Annotated in this window: 16 protein-coding genes; 7 read left to right on the plus strand and 9 right to left on the minus strand. The window is 69.6% G+C overall.

Features of this window, described 5'->3' with window-relative positions; all coding sequences use genetic code 11:
- Positions 1–60 precede the first annotated feature (60 nt).
- Positions 61–867 carry an SAM-dependent methyltransferase gene (locus IRT45_RS20570; protein WP_194807469.1) on the plus strand — a complete coding sequence of 269 codons (807 nt, stop codon included), beginning with the start codon at positions 61–63 and terminating at the stop codon, positions 865–867.
- A gap of 47 nt (positions 868–914) precedes the next feature.
- Positions 915–1349 carry a protease inhibitor I42 family protein gene (locus tag IRT45_RS20575; protein WP_146098785.1) on the plus strand — a complete coding sequence of 145 codons (435 nt, stop codon included), beginning with the start codon at positions 915–917 and terminating at the stop codon, positions 1347–1349.
- An 84-nt stretch (positions 1350–1433) separates the two neighbouring features.
- On the opposite strand, the gene abc-f is transcribed toward IRT45_RS20575, so the two are convergent.
- Positions 1434–3092 (minus strand): ribosomal protection-like ABC-F family protein, encoded by a 1659-nt coding sequence (abc-f, locus tag IRT45_RS20580; RefSeq protein WP_194807470.1) that lies wholly within the window; start codon positions 3090–3092, stop codon positions 1434–1436.
- A gap of 307 nt (positions 3093–3399) precedes the next feature.
- Here abc-f and IRT45_RS20585 point away from each other — a divergent pair, with 307 nt between their 5' ends.
- The 3 genes from IRT45_RS20585 to IRT45_RS20595 all read left to right on the plus strand — a co-directional run bounded on the left by IRT45_RS20585 (position 3400) and on the right by IRT45_RS20595 (position 7853).
- Positions 3400–3834 (plus strand): DoxX family protein, encoded by a 435-nt coding sequence (locus tag IRT45_RS20585; protein ID WP_194807471.1) that lies wholly within the window; start codon positions 3400–3402, stop codon positions 3832–3834.
- 149 nt (positions 3835–3983) lie between these two features.
- Positions 3984–6692 (plus strand): AAA family ATPase, encoded by a 2709-nt coding sequence (locus IRT45_RS20590; protein WP_194807472.1) that lies wholly within the window; start codon positions 3984–3986, stop codon positions 6690–6692.
- Positions 6693–6821: 129 nt separating this feature from the next.
- Positions 6822–7853 (plus strand): alpha/beta fold hydrolase, encoded by a 1032-nt coding sequence (locus IRT45_RS20595; RefSeq protein ID WP_194807497.1) that lies wholly within the window; start codon positions 6822–6824, stop codon positions 7851–7853.
- 65 nt (positions 7854–7918) lie between these two features.
- Here IRT45_RS20595 and IRT45_RS20600 read toward each other — a convergent pair whose 3' ends face one another.
- A complete protein-coding gene (locus tag IRT45_RS20600; protein WP_039782650.1) occupies positions 7919–8137 on the minus strand; it encodes a hypothetical protein in 219 nt (72 codons plus the stop codon).
- A gap of 99 nt (positions 8138–8236) precedes the next feature.
- Entirely contained in the window at positions 8237–8878 is a 642-nt protein-coding gene (locus IRT45_RS20605; RefSeq protein ID WP_194807473.1) for a helix-turn-helix domain-containing protein, read from the minus strand.
- A gap of 130 nt (positions 8879–9008) precedes the next feature.
- Between IRT45_RS20605 and IRT45_RS20610 the strand changes: the two genes are divergently transcribed.
- Positions 9009–9818: a class I SAM-dependent methyltransferase gene (locus tag IRT45_RS20610; protein WP_194807474.1), complete on the plus strand. Its 810-nt coding sequence runs from the start codon at positions 9009–9011 to the stop codon at positions 9816–9818.
- Between the two features lie 4 nt (positions 9819–9822).
- On the opposite strand, the gene IRT45_RS20615 is transcribed toward IRT45_RS20610, so the two are convergent.
- From IRT45_RS20615 to IRT45_RS20635, 5 genes are all read right to left on the minus strand, one after another.
- Entirely contained in the window at positions 9823–11022 is a 1200-nt protein-coding gene (locus IRT45_RS20615) for an RNA polymerase sigma factor (protein ID WP_194807475.1), read from the minus strand.
- A gap of 4 nt (positions 11023–11026) precedes the next feature.
- Positions 11027–11371 (minus strand): YciI family protein, encoded by a 345-nt coding sequence (locus tag IRT45_RS20620; protein WP_194807476.1) that lies wholly within the window; start codon positions 11369–11371, stop codon positions 11027–11029.
- 10 nt (positions 11372–11381) lie between these two features.
- On the minus strand, positions 11382–11963 hold the full coding sequence (locus IRT45_RS20625) for a dihydrofolate reductase family protein (protein WP_194807477.1): 582 nt from the start codon (positions 11961–11963) through the stop codon (positions 11382–11384).
- Between the two features lie 123 nt (positions 11964–12086).
- Complete coding sequence (locus IRT45_RS20630; protein ID WP_194807478.1) at positions 12087–13013, minus strand: saccharopine dehydrogenase; 927 nt, start codon at positions 13011–13013, stop codon at positions 12087–12089.
- Complete coding sequence (locus IRT45_RS20635) at positions 13010–13579, minus strand: hypothetical protein (protein ID WP_194807479.1); 570 nt, start codon at positions 13577–13579, stop codon at positions 13010–13012. Before IRT45_RS20635 ends, IRT45_RS20630 begins: the two co-directional genes overlap by 4 nt.
- A 60-nt stretch (positions 13580–13639) precedes the next feature.
- On the opposite strand from IRT45_RS20635, the gene IRT45_RS20640 reads away from it, so the two are divergent.
- Entirely contained in the window at positions 13640–14440 is an 801-nt protein-coding gene (locus IRT45_RS20640; protein WP_194807480.1) for an AraC family transcriptional regulator, read from the plus strand.
- Positions 14441–14454: 14 nt separating this feature from the next.
- Here the strand turns inward: IRT45_RS20640 and IRT45_RS20645 are convergent, their stop codons facing one another.
- Entirely contained in the window at positions 14455–15822 is a 1368-nt protein-coding gene (locus IRT45_RS20645) for a DUF2254 domain-containing protein (protein WP_194807481.1), read from the minus strand.
- Positions 15823–15886: the final 64 nt, after the last annotated feature.

Here is a 15886-nt window from a genome sequence, read left to right on the forward strand (position 1 = left end):
GCGTCGAATACGATTGCGTGGCTTCGCCTTCCGGCGGGGTTCAATTCCTGAGAGGTTGCGATGACCAGACCTAGTTGGGCGCCGGAAGGTATCGACCTGGATCGGCCCAGCGCATCCCGGGTCTACGACTTTTTCGTCGGCGGGATGCACAATTTCGAGATCGATCGCACACTGGCACGCCAGATCGAATCGTTCACTCCGAATGTCGCCGAAACCATGCGCGCCAATCGAGATCTGTTGCGTCGCTGCGTGCGTCATCTGGTCGACGCCGGTATCACGCAATTCCTGGATCTGGGCTCGGGTATTCCGACCGTCGGCAATGTGCACGAGGTGGCGCAGGCGCGCAATCCGCAGGCGCGGGTCGTCTACGTCGATATCGATCCGGTGGCGGTGGCGCACAGCCGGGCGATTCTGGACGGCAACCCGCATGCGGCGGTCGTGCAGGCCGATGTCGCCGAGCCGGACACGATTCTGAACGATCCGCTGGTGCGGGAGGTGCTGGACTTCGAGCGGCCGATCGCCGTATTGCTCCTGGGAGTACTGCATTTCGTCCCGGACGAGGCCGATCCGGCGGGATGTGTGGCACGGCTGCAGCAGGCCGTCGCCCCGGGCAGCTATCTGGCGATCACCCATGCCACCGCCGACGGGCAGCCGGTCGAAGTGCTGGAGGCGCAGAAGCTCTCGGGGCGCACCTCGACCGAGATCGTGCTGCGCGACAGAAACCATATCGCGGGATTCTTCCACGACTGGCCGTTGCTGGAACCAGGACTGGTGCATCTGCCGTTGTGGCGGCCGGACAATCCGGCGGACGTGGGGGAGCATCCCGAATTCTCCGGGGCCTATGGCGGTTTGGCGTTGCTGAGCTGAGCACGACTGTAGGGTGTGGACGCCCGTTTGAATATGGAAGGAATGCGGTGCGTACACCTTTGCTGATGGTTGTGTTCGGTCTGGCGCTGACGGCCGGTGGGGCGAATGCGGTTGCCGGGGCCGACCCGATTCCCGCGGTGCCCGGTGCCGTGCAGGCGGTATCGGAGCCGATCATCGTCGGTACCGACGGCGACGGCGGGACCACGACCCTCGACGTCGGTCAGGAACTGGCGGTGGCCCTGCCCGACAACCCGACGACCGGTTACGTCTGGCAGATCGGTGAAGTCGACCGCGGGGTGCTCGCTCAGGAGGGTGATCCGGTATTCCGGCCGGGCAGCTCGATGCCGGGCGCGCCGGGTACCAGCGTGTGGACCTTCACCGCTGCTCGCGCCGGCAGCACCCGGCTGAGCCTGGTGTCGGTGCGGCCGTGGGATCAGGCCAACCCGGGCCAGCGGTTCTCGATGACCGTCACCGTGCGGTAATACCCCCGGTATCGATACGGCCCGTACCGGAAGGGACGGGCCGTTCGTGTGTCCGGGGACGCCGTACCCGGCCGCGGACACGTATCACCGGTGCGGCGGTTCGTGTCCTGGTGTCGCGGCGGCGTTGTCGTCGAGCAGGCGGCCGTCGGCGAGTCGCAACCGCCGGCTCACCCGCACCTCGGCGAGGAACCGTTCGTCGTGACTGACGACCACGATCGCCCCCCGATAGGACTCCAGGGCGCCGACCAGCTGCCCGACGCTCACCAGATCGAGGTTGTTGGTGGGTTCGTCGAGCAGCAACAGCTGCGGCGGCGGTTCGGCGAACAGCACGCAGGCCAGGGTGGCTCGCAGTCGTTCCCCGCCGGAGAGGACACCGACCGGCAGGTGGGCGCGGGAGCCGCGGAACAGGAAGCGCGCCAACAGGTTCATCCGCTGCGCGGCGGGCAGGTGCGGGGCGGCGGCGGCCAGATTCTCCGCCACGGTCCGGTCGGGGTCGAGCAGGTCCAGCCGCTGGGACAGGTAGGCGATGCGACCGTCGGCGCGGGTGACGGTCCCGCTGTCGGGGGTGAGATCGCCGTGCACGATGCGCAGCAGCGTGGATTTGCCCACGCCGTTGGGGCCGGTCAAGGCGATGCGCTCGGGTCCGCGGATGGCGAGATCGGCGCCCTCGCCGGCGAACACTTCGCGGTCGCCGAAGCGGAACCGGAGGTGCTCGGCGGCGAACAGGGTGCGCCCGGCCGGGACCTCGGTATCGGGCAGATTCAGCACGATGCGCTGTTCCTCGCGCAACGCCCGCCCGGCTTCGTCGAGCCGGTTCTTCGCGGCGTCGAGTCGGGCGCCGTGGGTTTCGTTCGCGCGTCCCGCCGACTGCTGGGCGTTGCGTTTCATGGTGCCGGCGAAGATCTTCGGCAGTCCGGCGTTGCCGAGGTTGCGCTGCGCGTTACTCGCCCGGCGCGCGGCGCGTTCGCGGGCTTGTTGCAATTCCCGCTTCTCGCGTTTGACCTCCTGTTCGGCGGTGCGGATGTTCTTCTCCGCGACCGCCTGCTCGGCCTGCACCGCCTGCTCGTAGTCGGTGAAACTGCCTCCGTAATAACGGATTTCGCCGTCGTGGAGTTCGGCGATGCGATCGGTGCGGTCGAGCAGGGCGCGGTCGTGGCTGACCAGCAGCAGGCAGCCGCTCCAGTCGGTGAGCACGTCGTAGAGCTGGTGGCGGGCCTCGAGATCGAGATTGTTGGTCGGTTCGTCGAGCAGCAGTACGTCCGGTCGCCGCAGCAGCTGGGCGGCGAGTCCGAGTGAGACGATCTGCCCGCCGCTGAGGGTGTGCAGCCGCCGCTCGAACGGCAGCTCGCCGAGCCCGAGCCGGTCGAGTTGGGCGCGGGTGCGTTCCTCGATGTCCCAGTCGGTGCCGATGGTGGTGAAGTGCCGCTCGTCGGTGTCGCCGGATTCGACGGCGGCCAGCGCGGCCAGCACCGGTGCGATGCCGAGGACTTCGGCGACGGTCAACTCTCCGGTGAGCGGCAGATTCTGCGGTAGGTATCCGAGGACGCCGTCGACGGTGATACTGCCCGCCGAGGGGGTCAGCTCACCGGCGATCAGCCGCAGCAGGGTGGTCTTTCCGGCGCCGTTGGGGGCGACCAGGCCGGTCCGTCCGCCCGGCACACTGAAGGACAGATCCCCGAACACCGGGGTGTCGTCGGGCCAGGTGAACGACAGATTCGAACAGACGATGAAGGCATCGGACATGAGTGAGACCTCGAAAGTCGTTGCGGCACGGTGCGACCGCGCCACAGGGTGATCGGGTGAACGACGACATGGCCACGTCGGCGGCGCCGCGTGCGCCTACCGGTGGCCGTGACTTCCGGGTCTATCCGGAGATGTCGAGTTCACCAACCATGTCTGGTCTCCTTGATCTACCGACTCCGCCCGACGATAACAGCCGGACCGTATCTCGCGGAAAAAGCCGAGGTCGGATTGCTCTCGTGCGTTGACAGGCCGCCGCGGCAGCTCTAATCTTGACACTGTCAAGATGGACCGATCCGGAGGGTGTCTCATGGCCCCGCTCGTCGTACTCGTCGTCGTCACCGCACTGGCCCGGCTCGCCGGTGTGATCGACCTCGCGGACTGGCTCGACTCGTGGCCGCACGCCCTGCGCGTGGGGCTGGCCGCGATGTTCCTGCTGACCGCGTCGGCGCACTTCCAGCAGCCGCGGCGCGACGCGCTGATCGCGATGGTCCCGCCCGGGCTGCCGTCCGCTGCGGGGCTGGTGACGCTGACCGGTATCCTCGAGGCGGCGGGTGCGGTGGGACTGCTGATACCGCCGGTCGCGCCCGTCGCCGCCGCCGGTCTGGTCGCGTTGATGATCGCGATGTTCCCGGCGAATGTGCGGGCCGCCCGGGCCGATCTGGGAATCAAGACCATGCCGCTGCCATTGCGCACGGCCGTGCAGGTGGTGTTCATCGCCGCTGCCGTCGCGGCGGCGTTCTGATCCGTCCCGGCTGGTGATCGCGCACCGGAGTCCGCTCGACCGTCGGGAGAACCGATAGTGTCGACGGCGCCGAGGTCGCTCGGCGTGTTGCTATCGCCCCGCGGTGGCCGGCGTCGCCGGGCGCCGGGACCGGACAGGAGTGTGCGCGGATGTCGCTGGTCGGCCGGGAATCGGAACTCAAATATCTGGACGAAGCGATCGCCGGCATCGAGGAGCGCGGCGGCGCCGTCGTCGTCGTGGGCGAAGCGGGGATAGGTAAAACCGCACTGCTGCAGGAAGTTTCGGCGATGGCCACACTGGCCGGTGTCCGGACGGTGGCCGTGACCGCCGGCGAGGCCGAACAACAGCTGCCGTATGCGGGGTTGCACCAGATCGTCTTCCCGCTGCGGTCCGGTCTCGATGCGCTGCCGCCCACCCACGCCGCGGCCCTGAACGCCGCGCTCGGATTCGTGGACGCGGCCGCACCGAACGAATATCTGATCGGTTCGGCGCTGTTGACCCTGCTGAGCGATCGGGCGGCCGAACAACCGCTGCTGCTGGTGGTGGAGGACCTGCACTGGCTCGATGCCGCTACCGCCGGGGTGCTCGCCTTTCTCGCGCGCCGCCTGGAATCCGAGCCGATTCTGCTGGTCGCCGCCACCCGGGACGCGGATACGGCGCTGACGCCGGGACATGCGACGCTGGCGCTGTCACGGCTGGCAGAGGAGGAGGCGCGGCAGCTGCTCGACACCGTCGCCCCCGGCCTCGACGATCGCCGGCGGGCACGGGTGCTGGCGGCAGCGGCCGGAAACCCCTTGGCGCTGAAGGAATTACCATCGGCCGCCGACCGGCCGGACGCTCCGCTGCCGCTCACCGCGCGCCTGGAACGCGCCTTCGGTCTGCGGGCCGATCAGTTGCCCGAGACGACCCGCACCGCCCTCCTGCTCGCCGCGCTCGACGAACTCTCGGTAGCGGAGACGCTGGCGGCCGCCGCACTGCTGACCGACGGTCCGGTCGAGGACGTGGAGCTGACCCCCGCGATCGCCGCCGGGTTGATCGAGATAGATTCGGGCGCAGTGCGATTCCGTCATCCGCTGATGCGTTCCGCGATCCCCGCGGCGGCGCCACCGGCCGCCCGCCGCGCCGCCCACCGTGCCCTGGCCTCGACCCTGCGCGATCAACCGGATCGCGCCGCGCGCCATCACGCGGCCGCCGTCGTCGGACCGGACGACACCGCCGCCGCGGAACTCGAGGCCGCGGCCGAGCGGGCGTTGCGCCGGGGCGGAGTCGCGGCGGCGATCACGACCCTGGAATATGCCGCGCGCCTGACCGAAACACCGGCAGTGCGGGTGGGGCGACTGTTGCGCGCCGCCGAACTGGCCGTGGAATCCGGCGGGCGCGACACCGTCGATCGGCTGCTGCGGGAAGCCGGACGCCAGGATCTCGACTCGCGCCAGCGCGCCTTGGCGACATGGCTGGTGAGTGGATTCGACGACGGCGTCGGCGAGGATCCGGCCCGCACCACCGAGCTCGCGACCCTGGCCGAAACCATTGCGGCAGAAGGGGATCGGGACCTCGCCATGCGCATTCTGTGGGGGACCGCCATGCGTTGCTTCTGGTCCGAGCCCGGTCCGGACGCGCGCCGCGCACTGCTGGCGGCCGCCGACGGCATGGGCCTGCCCGCCGGTGATCCGCGGCTCGTGGCGATCACCGCCTATGTGGCCCCGTTCGAGCGCGGCGCGACGGTCTCCGACGAACTGCGCGCACTGGCCGGGCGAACCGGCGCCGATCCGGAGGTCGACCGCTACCTCGGCAGCGCGGCGCTGCAGATCGGCGCCTTCGCGCTGGCCGGGCGCTTCTCGGCCACGGCGATCACCGGTCTGCGGGAACAGGGCAGGCTCGGCCTGCTGACCAGGGCGCTGGCGGTGCGGGCCTGGAGTTGTGCCCGCACCGGCGATCTGGCGGGCGGTGCGGCGGCCGCGGCCGAGGCCGGACGCCTCGGACCGGAAACCGGACAGCACTTCATGTACGGTCTCGCCGTCGCCGTCGCGGCCGAAATCGCCGCGCTGCGAGGCGATTTCGACGAGGCGATGCAACAGGCGGCGGAGGCCGGACGGATCGGCGCGGCCGCCGGCGCGCGACCGGTGCTGGCGACCGTGCAACGGGCCCGCGCTCTCGTCGCACTCGGACAGGGCCGCTACGACGACGCGCTCGCCGATCTGCGCCGGATTCTCGACCCCGCCGACCCGGCCTACCAGCTCGCCCTGCGCGCCTACATCGTCGGCGACCTGGTCGAAGCCGCGGTGCGCGCCGGGCGCGTCGAGGAGGCGGAGGACATCGTGCGCGAATTCGAGCAGCAGGCGACGCGCACTCCGTCGCCGGCCCTGCACGCCGGCCTGCGCTACGCCCGCGCCCTGCTCGCCTCGGCCGAGTCCGCGGAGGAACTGTTCACCGCCGCACTCGACGCCGATCCGGACGGGTGGCCGCTCGAACGCGCCCGCGTCCAGCTCGCCTTCGGGGAGTGGTTGCGCCGGCAGCGACGCATCGTCGAGTCGCGCGCCCATCTGCGCGCGGCCCGCGACACCTTCGACGCCCTGGGCGCGCGGCCGTGGGGTGATCGGGCGCGCCGCGAACTGCGGGGCGCGGGGGAGACCAGCCCGCGCCGCGACCCCGACGCGCGCGACAGCCTGACCCCGCACGAACTGGGTATCGCGCAGCTGGCCGCCGAAGGGCTCACCAATCGGGAGATCGGGCAGCGACTGTATCTGTCGCATCGCACCGTCAGCACCCACCTGCACCGCATCTTCCCGAAACTCGGCGTCACCTCCCGCGCCGAACTGGCCGGCGCGCTGCGCACCGCAGCGGATCCGGTGACATAGTCCGGGCGCCGATGACGTACGCACATACCGTCATCCGACGGGCGCGTCCGCACACCGGTGCCGCCTACCGTTCGTCCTATCGAAGCCGTGGCAGTGGGCGCGGCGGACGAGGACACGGGAGATGAGCAGATGTTCACCAAGAAGCGGTTCGCGCAGATCATCGCGGCGACGGCGGTAGTCGCGTCACTGGCGGCGTGCTCGTCGGGGACGGATGCGCAGGCTCCCGCCGCTCCGGCGAGCGCCGCGGGCGTCGGCGCCGGTGAACACACCGCCCTCGGCCCGATCAAGCACATCGACGCCGGTGTCCTCGATACCGCCTACGTCGAATACGGTCCGGAGAACGGGCCGGCGGTCGTGCTGATCCACGGCTGGCCTTACGATCCGGCGAGCTACATCGACGTCGGCCCGCGGCTGGCCGCCCAGGGCTACCGGGTGATCGTGCCGTATCTGCGCGGCTACGGTCCGACGCGATTCCTGTCTCCGGACACCGCGCGCAACGGCGAGCAGGCGGCGGTCGCGCACGACGTCATCGCGCTCATGGACGCCCTGCACATCGACAAGGCGGTCTTCGGTGGATATGACTGGGGCGCAAGGACTGCCGACGTGATCGCGGCGCTGTGGCCGCAGCGGGTGAAGGCGCTGGTGGCCGTGAGTGGCTATCTGATCACCGATGTCGCGGCCAATCAGCAGCCGCTCGCGCCGGCCGCGGAGGCCGGCTGGTGGTATCAGTACTACTTCGCCACCGACCGCGGCGTGCTCGGCTACCGCCGCAACGTCCACGATTTCGACAAGTACATCTGGAAGACCGCCTCGCCGAAGTGGAACTTCGACGACGCCACCTACGATCGCAGCGCCGCCTCGTTCGGCAATCCCGACCATGTCGACGTCGTGATCTCCAACTACCGCTGGCGCCTGGGCTTGGTCCCCGGCGAACCGCAGTACGCGGCGGAGGAGACCACGCTGGCTCAGGGCCCGGCGATCACCGTCCCGACCATCACCATCGGCAGCGATTTCGACGGCGCCAACGCCGACGGCAAGAGCTACCGCGCGAAGTTCACCGGCAAGTACGAGCACCGCACGCTGCCCGGGGTCGGCCACGACGTCCCGCAGGAAGCGCCCGCGGCCTTCGCGCAGGCCGTGATCGACGCCGATCATCTCTGAAACCCGCTCGCAGACAGCAGAACACCCGCGCCGCGATGATGCGGCGCGGGTGTTCGAGCGTTGGGTCAGGGCAGCGGGATCCACTGGCCGAACAGCCAGAAGCCGTGCTGGGCCGGCTGCGGGTTCGGCTGCTGATTCTGATGCTGCTGCGTCGGCTGATGCTGTTCGGGAGCCGGTTGCTGCTGCTGGTGGCCGGGGTCCGCGCTGGCGACACCGGCGCCGATACCGACCGTTCCCAGTACGACGCCACCGGCCACCGCCGCCTTCGCGAGCTTCGACTTCATCATCTTCACCGTGAATTCTCCTTCGGCACATTCCGTTCGGGTACGCACCGATCCTGTGTGGTGCGGATGTGTGCGCCCGCGGTCTGGCCTGTGCGGCGGCTATGACTGTGCCGCGAGGGGCCGCAGACGGGTGAGGACCTCACGGTCGCCGCGCGCGGTGAGCCCGATCCGCCGCGCCACCTCGAGATCGATCACGCCGGTGAGCAGGCCGAGGACCGCATTGGCGGGTCCGTCGAGGACCAGATCGGCGGCGTCGGTGCTGCCGACGCGGGTCTCGACGCGGCCCGCATCGACGTCGACGACAGCGTGCACGTCGTCGACGACGAGCTGAATCACCACCGGCGCGGCCGAGGGGTCGGCGTCGGCGGTGAACCAGGTGGGTACGTAGGCCAGCCACTGCGGAAGGAACGTGTCCGTCGGGGTGACCGTCTCCATGTACCGCAGTCCCCAGCGCCCGAGTGCGCGCAAGGCGGGTTCCAGTTCCCGCCCGGATTCGGTGAGCCGATAGAGCGCCGTCGCGACGGGCGGCGGCGCATCCTCGCGGTCGATCAATCCGGCGTCCTCCAGTTCGCGGAGGCGGGTGGACAGCAGATTCGCGGCGATGCCGGGCAGCCCGTTCTTCAGGTCGGTGAATCGGCACGGCCCCTGGATCAGCAGTTCGCGCACGATCAGCAGGGTCCAGCGATCGCCGACCACATCCAGGGCGCGAGCGATCGAACAGTACTGGCCGTAGCTTCGCATGCGTCCACTATATCGGTTCAAGTAGAGTTTCCGTATTTATTAGTTGAAAATCTCTACTTTGCGGCTCTAGCATGAAAAGGAAAGGTCGGTCGCCGAGTGGCCGGGCATTCCTCTGTATCGGAGTAAGCGCATGACTCGCACCCAGATCCCCGCCCAGTACGCCACCGGCGCGGCCCGAACCGATATCGAACGCGCGCTGCTCGCCGCCGGCAAGGATCTCGACCGCCTGCGGCTCGCCGATCTGGCGATGCTCGAGGACTTTCACACCAGCGGCCGCATCGCGACCGGCGAACTGGCCGACCTTGTCGAAATAACTTCTGCCACAGAGGTTCTCGACGCCGGCACCGGCATCGGCGGCACCGCCCGGTACCTGGCCGACCGATTCGGATGCCGGGTCACCGGCGTCGACATGGTGCAGGAGTACTGCGAGATCGCCCGCTGGCTCGACGAACTCGTCGGCCTGGGCGATCGAATCGCCGTGCGGTGCGCCGATGTCACCGCACTGCCGTTCCCGGACGGCGCCTTCGGCGTCGTATTCAGTCAGCACGTCCAGATGAATATCGCCGACAAGGACGGCCTCTACCGCGAAATGCGCCGGGTGCTGGCGCGTGGGGGACGGCTCGCACTCTGGGACATCACCACCTCCGGCGCCGGTGAACCCGACTATCCGCTCCCGTGGGCCGACAGTCCCGGCTTCGGGCACCTCGTCACCCCCGCCGCCCTGCGCGCGACGATCGAGGCGTCCGGATTCGCCGTCGAGCGGTGGGACGACCGCACCGACGAGGCCGTGGCCGTGATGCGCATGGTGCGGGGGCTGCCGCCCAACCCACTCGGCCTGCACGCCTTCGTGCCCGACTTCGCCACGCGCGCAGCACATCTCACCGACGCGCTGGCCGACGGACGACTGCGGGCGATACGGGCGGTGGCGCGGGCGCGGTGACCGGTCAGCGCGTCAGCGCTGCGCTCCGGGTGGCCAGGTAGTCGCGTTCGCGCTGGTTTTCGGTGAGGCGGGCGGCGGTGTCGAAGCTGCGTCTCGCCTCTTCGGCCCGGCCCAGGCGGGCGAGCAGATCCGCGCGGACGGCATGGAACAAATAGTGCTCGGTCAGGTCCACAGCGTCCACGAGAGTCAGTGCCGCGGCCGGTCCGTCGACCTCGGCCACCGCCACCGCTCGATGAAGTGCCACAACCGGATTCGGGTCGAGGCGCGTCAACCGGTCGTAGAGCGCGAGGATCTGCGTCCAGTCGGTGACCGCATCGGTGTGCGCGGCGTTGATCGCGGCGAGCAGCTGGTAGCGGCCGGGGCGGTTGCGGCGCAGGCAGGCGCGCACGATGGCCCGGCCCTCCGGGACCAGTGCGGCATCCCAGCGGCCGCGGTCCTGGTCGCCGAGGCGGACGAAAGCGCCGGACGCGTCGGTGCGGGCGTCGCGGCGAGCGTGGGCGAGCAGCATGAGGGCGAGCAGGCCCGCCGCCTCCGGCTCGTCGGGCATCGAGGCGACCAGCGCACGAGTGAGCCGGACGGCCTCCTCGCACAGGTCCGTGCGCAGCAGTTCCGCGCCCGACGAGGCGACATATCCCTCGTTGAAGATCAGAAACAGGGTGGCGAGAACGGAGTCGAGCCGTTCGGGCAGATCGGTCTCGCCGGGCACCCGGTAGGGGATGCGGGCGTCGCGAATCTTGGCCTTCGCGCGGGCCAGCCGCTGCGCCATCGTCGTCTCCCGGACCAGGAACGCGCGAGCGATTTCGGGGGTCGTCAGTCCGCCCAGCAGCCGCAGGGTGAGCGCGACCTGCGCGAGCCGGTTCAGCGCCGGGTGGCAGCAGGTGAAGATCAGCCGGAGTTGCTCGTCGGGCACGGCGCTGTCCTCGATGTCGTCGGACGGGGCGTGCGCGATCGCCGCCTCGGCGTACTTGCCGGCCCGGGCCGATTCGCGACGCAGCTGGTCGATGGCTCGGCGCCGGGCGGTGGTGATGATCCAGCCGGCCGGACTCGGCGGCGGCCCGTCCTGCGGCCAGCGACGCGACGCGATGGCGAAGGCGTCGGCGACCGCGTCCTCGGCCAGGTCGATATCGCCGAGCATACGAATCAGCACGGCGACGGCCCGGCCGTATTCGGCGCGGAAGACGGCGGCGATCTGCTCCGGTGTCATCGCGTCAGAACGGTGGAACGTCTCGGAACGGGCGGATTTCGATCGGTAACGTGGTGGCCGCCGCCGCCTTGCGTCCCCATGCCAGCGCCGCATCCAGATCGGGCGCGGTGATCACCCAGATCCCACCGATATGTTCCTTGCCCTCCAGATAGGGCCCGTCGGTGAGCAACCCGTCGGCTCGCACCACGGTCGCACTGTCGGGCCCGTGCAGGCCGCCGGTGAACACCCACGACCCGCTGTCGCGCAGTTCTTCGTTGAGCCGGTGCAGGTCGGCCACGATCCGGTCCATGGTCTCGGCATCGGGCGCACCGCTGTCGGGTTGGTAGATCGAGAGCAGATATTCGGGCACGGCCCTCTCCTCAGCGCCGGGCGTAGCGGGCGATGATCACGCCCGTGGTGGTCGCGACGCTACCGAGGAGGCGAAATTCGGTCAACGGCGCGGCATCTTCGAACAACCTGGTCCCCGCACCGAGGGTGAGCGGGTGGATCACCAGCGTGTACCGATCGATCAACCCGGCGCCGTGCAGGCTGCGCACCAGGGCCGCGCTGCCGATGATCGACAGATTCTTCCCGGGACGCGACTTCACTTCGCGCACGGTCCGAGTCGCGTCGCCGCGCAGCAGGATCGAGTTCTGCCACGCGTCGACGTCGTCCAGGCCGGTCGACGCGACGTACTTCGTCGCCGCGTTCATATGTCTGCTGTACGGATTGTCGTCGGCCCGTCCCCACACGGTGGTGAAGTCCTCCCAGGTGCGCCGCCCGAACAGCATGTCGCCGGGCTCGGCCATATCTTTGCCCATCTCCCGGACGAGCACGTCGTCGTGGAATCGCTGCCCCCACCCGCCGAACGGGAAACCGCCGCGGGTGTCCTCGTCCGCGCGGCCCAGTCCCTGTACGACACCGTCGAGCGTGACATTCATCGTCACCGTGATCGTTCGCATCGCGCTGCTCCTCTCGATTCCGGGGACGCGCACGATCGCGACCCTTACCTCCCATACGAACGGCCGCCGCCGAAATCGACATCGGGCGGAAAAGTCGAACCAATGCCGACCATCCGCCGGCTGTCACCGGGTTCGCCCGAGGCAGATCTCGTCGGCGGGAAGATCCGCCAGACCCAGGACCGCGGGCAACGCGTGCACACCCGGCGAGGTGTCCGGTGCGCGCGCGGCGGCTGCCGCGGCGATCACGCCGGTGGCACGGGACTGGCCGTGCCCGTGCGCCCACCGCGTGCCGCCGTGACGATCGCGGGCGAGCACGATCCACCGGTCGCTTCCCGGAAAATGCAGTCCGCGCGGGACTCTCGAGGCGCCCGGCAGCCAGGTCGCGGCGGCCAGGGCGGCGGTGGCGGTCCGGGAATCCAGTCCGAAGAAGGTGCGGACGGGAACTCGCAGTTCGTCGCTCAGGGTGTGCTGGTCGGCGAAGTCGGCGCGGTACAGCAGACGCGGCCGGCGATGCCCCGGGAAACGGAATGACTTCGGCCGGGTGTAGTTGCGAACGCGTTGGCCGTGCGCGTGGAAGTGCCTGCCCAGCAGCCGATACGACCACTCCGTGGCTGCCGCGCCGTGGTGCTCGCCCGCGCCGAGCAGCACCGCCAGATCGATCGGCCCGGGGGCGTCCCGGTGGACCGCGTGCGCCAGCAGATCGGTCAGTCCCGGAGCGAGGCCGACATCGACCAGAATCGGTGCGGCCGTCGGCAGCCGGCGAAGCGCCTCGATATAGGCGGAGGTGGCGGTGATGTCGACGAACGCGCAGCGGGCGGCGCCGGCCACCGCGGCCAGTGCCGGATTTTCGGCGCCCGAGGCATTGACGACGACATCGGTTCCCGCCAGCGCCGCTCGATATCCGGTGAGCAGCGGATCGCCGAGGTCGACGGGCGTATCGGCGCGGGCGGGATTCCGTCCGGCCGCTACCGCCGTGACACCGGTTCGACGAAGTTCGGTGACCACATGTGTGCCGACGGCGCCGTATCCACCGAGTACGAGGACCTTCACCGCGCGGGATCCGATGCGGTGGCCGTCCGCTGCCGGTCGTGGCGGGCCCACCGGTCGCGCGGTTCGCCCACGCGCCGCCCTTCGCCCGCGTCCAGGCGACGGTGCGCCTCGGCCATCGACTCGCCGATCGATCGATGCCGGCCCCACCAGTGGATGTGGCGCAGATAGCCGCGGGAGCGGTAGGTGTTCATCACCGTGACGTGGTCCGGGCTGCCGGTGAACTCCTCCAGCGCGTCGGCATCGGCCCACAGCGACAGCGAATAGGTGATCCGTCCCCACGGCTGATAGCTGGTGACGATGCCCAGCGCGCCGTCGGTCCGCAGCACCTGCTTCTCCAGCCGTGCCGAGATCGTGGCGACCGGGACCAGGTCGGACAGCCGGTGCGGGCGGAATTCGTTGACGCTCAACAGTATCCGCTCGGGCCAGGCGGTGGTGGCGGTCGGATACCACGGGCGGTACAGGCGGAAATCCGAGGCGCCGAAGCCCGACTGCGCATGTGCCCGCAGCGTTGTCGCCGCCGACAGCCGGAAAGCATCCGCGGTGGCGGAGATGCCGAGTGGGGACATGGTGGTCACTCTTTCTCGAAGGGGTCGACGCGTAGCCGTCGTGGCGCTAGCGTCGCAGGTGTGCGCACCGCGGGACTTCCGAAAACGTGCGGTGACCAACCGCCGCTGGTGTGGATCAGGCCCGATCACGCCGGGTATCTCGGTCCCAACATCGGGGTGAGGCCGCACGCCGCGGCGGTCGACGTGCTCAATGTGGGTGTGGACGGGCCGCTGATCTTCGACTCTCCGGCAGTGGGCTCGATGCGCCCGGGCAGTGTCTACGCGCCTGCGCGCGTTCCCCATCGGGTACTGGTTCCCGAGGGGCGAGTGTTGCTGTTGTTCGCCGATCCGGCGCGCCGGCCGGTATCCGATGCGTCGGGCACGGTGCGAGAGTCCTTCGGTCCCTTCGGTTTCGGTTATCGGTCCGAGGCCGGGATCGCCGCGGCCTGCCGCGACGGTGCCGCGCCCGACGTGATCGCCGGCTACACCGGGCTGCGGGCCGCGGGGCCGACGACCGGCTCGGCCGCCGATCCGCGGATCACCAGGCTCGCCGAGACCATCCGGAACGCGCCCGATCGGGTGTACCGCGCCCCGGAGGTCGCGGCCCGGCTCGGAATGTCGACCTCGTATTTCCTGCGTCTGTTCGCCCGGGACACCGGCACCACCTTCCGCCGATACCAGCAGTGGGCGCGTCTGCTCCGGGTCGTGCACGGCCTCGCTTCCGGATACGACCTGACCCGCAGCGCGGTCGATGCCGGTTTCGCCTCATCGTCGCATTTCAGTGACACCTTCCGGCACACCTTCGGGCTCTCCGCGACCGACCTGCTGCGAACCGGGGTGCGGTTCGACGTCTCGGATTCCGAACCGCACCTACCGATCTGAGCACCGCCCAGCGGTCACGGTGCCGGATTCGATGCGGGCGTGGACTGTCGTGGTCGAGTGGCGAGCGCTGCGCGTTCCGCCGAGATCTGGGTGTGCAGGGCGTGGCATCGGCGCAGGACATCGGCGCGGTCGGGTTCCTCCGGTATGAGCGGCACCGCGTGCTCGATCATCGTCGCCTGTTCGAGGATCACCCGGAGCCGGTCGGGATCGGTGACGCGGTCGGCGATCTGCGCCAGGGCGTCGAGCTGGCGGATCATCACCGCCGGTTGCCCGGCACCGGCTTGGCGGATCTTCTCGAAGGCGCGCTGAACCAGCCGCTCGTAGCTGACCTGTGCGGCGAGCACCCGGATGTGACCGTCCTTGTCGCGGCGCACCGGATTCGGTTCCCAGGTGACCGCGATGCGCGACAGGCAGTCGCCGAGCCAGTCGATACACGTCAGCACCGTGAACGTGTCGTTGGTCGCGGAGGCGAGCGCGCGCAGGGCGATCTCGACGATCTGATCGACACCGAAGGACACGTCCTGCACCAGGCTGCGCATCGAGCCGGTGACGTGGCCGCGGGAGAACTTCTTCTCGATCCCCTTCGCGGCCTGCGCCGGCCACACTCGCGCGATCACCTGCCCCTCGGTCACGAAATGCCCTGGGCGATAAGGCAAATGGATGACCGCATCCGCCTCGGCGGCCAGCCGGACCAGCCGCTCGTAACGGATGTACTGGAGATATCCGCTGTTGGAGGTGCGCACCTCGCCGCCGGACCGGGCCAGCAGATCGCGTAGTTCACGTGCCGACGGACCGTGTTTCGCCCCGCTCGCGGTGGTGTCGGCGTTGGCGTCGACCGCGGTGCGCACTTCGCGCGCGATGTCGGCGACCACATTAGGCAATTGGATCTGCCCGCCGATGTGATTGATGAAGTAGATGAGCACCGCCAGATCGACCACCAGCGAACCGATCGACACCGTGGCGCTGATGTGCGGGACGAAATCCTCGCCGACCGACACCAGCGCCGCGATCGCGTACACGAAGGTCGCGACGAAGGTGCCGAGGGTCAGCTGGGTGCCGCGGTCGCGGATGAAATTGCGCAGCATGCGCGGCCCGAACTGAGTGGAGGCCAGCGTCAGCGCGAGGATCGTGATCGAGAAGACGACACCGACCACGGTGATGATCGCGGCGGCGATGGAGGTCAGTACCTGGCGTGCAGCATCGGGCGTGCCGCCCAGCACCCAGGTGGGCAGGCTCGTTCCGCTGTGGTAGGCCGTGCGGTCGAGGGTGAAGGTCAGTGCGAACAGCGCTACCGCGGCCAGGACTTCCAGGGTCGGGACGAACCACAGATTGGTGCGTAGCCGTTCCCGCCAGCGGTCCGCCTCCAGCGAGATCCCGTGCACGCTGGACCTCCTTGCGCTCTCGCCGACGGCGACTCTCGGCCTGTCGTCCCGAACCTACCTCCAC

This window comes from Nocardia sp. BSTN01 (genome assembly GCF_015354405.1).
Taxonomy (GTDB): domain Bacteria; phylum Actinomycetota; class Actinomycetes; order Mycobacteriales; family Mycobacteriaceae; genus Nocardia.